The organism is Vibrio sp. R-1, from assembly GCF_035615595.1.
Classification (GTDB): domain Bacteria; phylum Pseudomonadota; class Gammaproteobacteria; order Enterobacterales; family Vibrionaceae; genus Vibrio; species Vibrio cholerae.
In genome coordinates this window covers 1-4,921 of the sequence record NZ_WPDC01000140.1, presented here as the reverse complement: position 1 = coordinate 4,921, position 4,921 = coordinate 1, and the positions used below count along the sequence as shown (strand labels likewise).

Annotated in this window: 4 protein-coding genes; 2 read left to right on the top strand and 2 right to left on the bottom strand. The window is 46.0% G+C overall.

Translation table 11 applies throughout. From position 1 onward, the window contains the following. The coding region (locus GOU96_RS16805; protein WP_267783160.1) for a VCBS domain-containing protein at positions 1-1,174 on the bottom strand (1,174 nt) is incomplete at its 3' end. A 421-nt stretch (positions 1,175-1,595) separates the two neighbouring features. Here GOU96_RS16805 and GOU96_RS16800 point away from each other — a divergent pair. Continuing rightward, positions 1,596-2,909 carry a TolC family outer membrane protein gene (locus GOU96_RS16800; protein ID WP_001913243.1) on the top strand — a complete coding sequence of 438 codons (1,314 nt, stop codon included), beginning with the start codon at positions 1,596-1,598 and terminating at the stop codon, positions 2,907-2,909. 1 nt (position 2,910) lies between these two features. Further along, positions 2,911-3,549 (top strand): OmpA family protein, encoded by a 639-nt coding sequence (locus tag GOU96_RS16795; RefSeq protein ID WP_000023794.1) that lies wholly within the window; start codon positions 2,911-2,913, stop codon positions 3,547-3,549. Between the two features lie 136 nt (positions 3,550-3,685). On the opposite strand, the gene nspC is transcribed toward GOU96_RS16795, so the two are convergent. Continuing rightward, positions 3,686-4,819, bottom strand: a complete 1,134-nt coding sequence (gene nspC, locus GOU96_RS16790; RefSeq protein ID WP_042988450.1) for a carboxynorspermidine decarboxylase — start codon at positions 4,817-4,819, stop codon at positions 3,686-3,688. Positions 4,820-4,921 lie beyond the last annotated feature (102 nt).

Below are 4,921 nucleotides of genomic sequence, written 5' to 3'. Positions count from 1 at the left end.
TCGTGGTCGTCACGCCATCGGCGTTCGTCACTGTGATGACATCGGTCAGCGTCTCACCCGTTTTCAAACCTTGGATCGCCGCTTGTTCGTTGTCGGCCGTGTACGTCCAGTTGCCATTCGCGTCAACATCCAACGTGCCGTAGCCGCCCGTGCCGGTCAGACCCGTCTCGGCTTTGAACTTATCTTCACCTGCGTCGCCACCTGTGCCTGCCGCCAGTTGACCTGTGGTTTCCAGAGCCCCCGCAGCGTTCACTGTGTCTTCCGTCACCGAACCGGTATCCGCGGTTAAGCTCGGTATGTTATCAATGTCTGTGATGGTCGCTGTGCCAGTCACTATACCATTTGCGCCATTGCCACTTAGGGTGAAGGTCTCATTTCCTTCGTAAATATTGTCATCAATGGTAGAGACTTGAACGCTAAAGCTGTTTGTATTAGTCGGCACTGTTACTTGGAAGGTGCCATCTTCATTAACTGGCACTGTCTGGCTCACACCATTAATAACGACAATAACTGACGTACCATTGAAATCGACACCTTTGGCCGCAGTGTCACCAGCCAGTGTCAGCACAATTGTAGTTTCCGCGGTAGTAGTACCTGATAGGCTCACGGAAAAGGTATTGTTGCTACCTTCGGCTACGTTATCGCCTGTGATACTGCTAATTACAATGGGAGAGACAGGCTCTTCTGGATCAATTGGTGGAATAGGGGTAATTGGAGCCGCAGGAGCTTGCAATAGGTTCAGCAAACTCAAGCTTTGCGTTCTTGATAGGCCGATGGCTTCGAAGCCTGATGTATCAAACCGCGTTGATGCAAGAGTTTCTGTACCATCACGTTCAATTGTAAAAGCCGCGCTCAATGCAGAGCCTGTTGAACCACCAGCAGCTGTGGCAAATTCCTCACCCAATGCAGTCGGATCTGCACCTTCTTCTAATGCGGCTAAAATCTGCTCTATATCATCGGTAATCGGCTGAGCGTTACCCTCAGCATCCACCAGTTGTGCTACTGGCAGTGGCTCCTGCTCAGGCATCAAATTGTTACTATTCGGGTCGAGGATTATCGCACCTTCAGGAACCGCTTCTCCTGCGTTGATGATCGCGACATTTCCATTTCTATCAATCACAAGCAGCTGGTTCGCTGCAAGATTTGCTAAAGACAACAAAGCATGAATTCCCATATAAAGCCTCAGACCCTAATACTTTTGAGTGTGTTGATAATTGACACTCTTCCTTTGCCACAAAACCAGTCAAGATAAATGTTAACTTTAGTTAAAAATTCCGTTTAACTGCGCACATCACAAATAAATCAGAGATGCTGTTCCATCTAGCAACAACATGAATTTTGAACTAAAGTCACAACGCTACACTTTGTAAGTGTTAACTTTATTCCAAAACTATCCACAACTGAAATGATTTAATACTTTTAGTTTACATCGTTATGACCGGGTCACAGGGGTTTATTTACGTAAATGTGTGATACGGTTCTCGCGTGCGTCATATTGTTGACGTCAAATGTCCTATATGTCTTATAAATGATAATGAATCTGGATTAGACTAAAGGTCATTCATTGAGTAATGGCCCACACTGGGGAGAACGTTTTGAAAGGATTACCATTAAAGGCGATTGCGCTCGCTATTGCGTTAAGCAATCCGGTTTCTGCGCAAACGTTGGAGCAAGCTGTATCCATCACCTTGGCATCCAACCCGGAGCTAAAAAGCGCATTTAATCAATTTAAAAGTCGTGAATATGATGCAGAGGCATCGTCAGGCGCATACTTACCGAAGATCGATCTTGATGCAGGTATCGGTTATGAGGCGATTAATCCTGCAGAATCTAGTGGTAATAGAAACACAGATTTAACCCGTAAAGATGCCACCCTTACCCTCACTCAATTGATTTGGGATGGGTCTGCCACACTGAATGATATGGATAGAACGGCAGCGGAAGCTGAGGCGGATCGCTATCAGTTATTAGCCGATGCCTCTAACATGGCTCTGGAAGTCGCCAAGATTTATCTGGACGCAACCAAAGCTTCTGAAATTCTAACGCTGTCAGAAAACAATCTGGCTATTCATAAAGATATCTACCGCGATATTAAAAAGCGCGCCGACTCAGGTATTGGTTCTACAGCCGATGTGACTCAAGTTGAGGCTCGTTTAGCAAAAGCGCACAGCAACTTAGTGGCTGCACAAAACAATCTTTTTGACATCTACACTCAGTTTCGCCGCTTAGTGGGTCAAGAACCTGTGAGCTTAGAGTTTCCTCGTGCCGATCAAAATGCGATACCGCCGACATTAGAAAATGCTTTAAATATGGCGCAAGAAAATCATCCAGTGATTAAGGTTGCTCAAGCGGATGTGGATGCAGCACGCTTCCAGTATAAGCAGTCTAAAGCGCCAAATTACCCCACACTCTCTTTTGAAGCGGCTCAGAGTTGGCGTAATGATGCAGGCGGTATTGAGGGCAGCAGTGATGAGCTCAGTGCGATGCTCCGTTTGCGTTACAACCTCTACAACGGCGGCAGTGACAGTGATCGTACAGAAAGTGCGGCTTATCAACTCAATCGTTCCAAGGATCTGCGTGAAAAAACCTTCCGTACCGTTGAGGAAGGGCTTCGCTTATCTTGGAGTGCCTTGGATCTCACTCTGCAACAGAAACAGTTTTTGGCAGATCACGTTGATTCTGCATCCAAAACGGTTGTGGCTTACCGTAAACAGTATCAAATCGGCCAGCGTACATTGCTTGATCTCCTCAACACGGAAAATGAGCTTTTCGAGGCACGCAAGGACTACCTCGATGCACGATATGCTGAACAATATGCAAAATATCGTGTCATGAATGCATCTGGTAACTTGTTGGATGCCTTAAGAGTCGATATCCCGCAGGAATGGACAGCTAAGGTGGAGTACTAATATGTCAATCAAATCATGGGCTCTGCCACTATTTCTTTGCACTGTAACCACGTCGGCATTGGCAAATCAAGGTCAATATACAAAGCACGAAGGTGATGAGTACGACTATCGTCCTACTCCACTCGCGAATCAGATTGCGGATCTGCAAGATGACGATAGAGACGGTGTTATCAATGCTCGCGATCTTTGCCCCGATACACCCAAAGGCTCTGAAATCGATAATGATGGCTGTGGCACCTTTGTCAAATCATCACAGATGCAGCAATTGCATATTCTGTTTGCTAATGACTCGAGCTCGATTGAGCCTGCGTTTTTAACGCAAATTCGTCAAATGGCTGAGTTTTTGCAAACCTATCCTTCAACATCTATTGAGTTACAAGGCTACGCGAGCAAAGTAGGCAGCGCGGAACATAACCTTGCCCTCTCTAAGCAGCGTTCAGAAGCGGTTCGTGACCAATTACTTCGTTATGGCGTAGCGCCAGAGCGCGTGAACATTGTCGGATACGGGGATAGCGTTTTGGAAGTAGAAGGTACCGATGATGTGAGCCACGCTCGTAACCGTCGTGTTACTGCAACGGTTGTTGGCTACAAAGGTGAAGTGGTCAAAGAGTGGACGATTTTTACGACACTTCCTATGTAATCACTATCTTCACACATCAAAAAGCCGTGATTACTCACGGCTTTTTTGTTGTTTTTTTATTGGCTATCGTCATCAAGGGTGAGTAATCCTAATCGCTTAACCTCACCGCTTCGAGTCCAAACAAAATACGTACACGCTATTCAATTGACCATAAAGATAAGGTGCGTTTGAAATCCTCATAGCCAAACTGGTTGATCTTCTGGATTTGGCCATTTTTGCGCTCACAATAAACCGACGGCATTTTCAGGCCATTGAACCAATTGAGTTTAACCATGGTGTAACCCGCGCTGTCCAGGATATGCAGTTTCTGCCCGACCTGAAGCGGCTCATCAAACTTAGCCACACAGAACTGATCGCCCGCTAAGCAAGAACAAGAGCCAATCACATATTCGTGCTGTCCCTTGTCACTGGCTTCCAACACCGATGCAGGCTCTTTATAGATCAGCGTATCTAAGCGGTGCGCTTCCGTTGCGGAATCGACAATCGCGGTTTTCATCCCGTTTTCCACAATGTCTACCACTGTCACCACAAGATCCGTGGTTTTGGTAATGATCGCCTCACCCGGTTCGAGATAGAGCTGAACAGCGTGACGCTCAGCAAACGCTTTCAGTGCTGCGCCCAATTTCTCAACATCGTAACCTGGCCAAGTAAAGAATACGCCCCCACCTAAACTCACCCAGTCTAATTTATCGAGATAACGACCAAAACGTTCGGAAATGGCACCCAGTAAGCCAATAAAGGCATCAACGTCTTTATTTTCACAGTTCATATGGAACATCACGCCATTAATCGAATCGAAGACACTTTCATCGATATGATCGGCCTGTACCCCTAAACGTGAAAACTGACGCGCGGGATTAGCAAGGTCTTGACCTGCATAGCTGACGCCGGGGTTGATACGCAAACCTAGCGATGCTTTGCCTTCCACAAGATGGCGATAAGCGGCCAGTTGCGATTGTGAGTTGAAGATCATTTTGTCACAAATATCAATGACTTCTTTTACATCCTCTTCACTGTAACCTACTGAGTAAGCATGAGTTTCACCACCGAAAGTTTCATAGCCTAGTTTCACTTCAAACGGACCCGAACTGGTTGTGCCATCCAGATAGGGTTTGATGATGTCAAAAACACCCCAAGTTGAAAAACACTTCAGTGCCAACACCATCTTCACACCTGAAATTTCCTTCAGGTGCTTAGCAATTTCTAGGTTAGCGATGAGTTTTGCTTCATCAATCATGAAGTATGGGGTTTTCAATTCGTCTTTTAGCATGTTTGTTCCTATATCCTGCAATGTTTCCATTCATGCTGATGATGGCAAATATCTCGATAACAAGAATGGAAAAACAGCCATAACCCTTCGGTTATAGCTGTT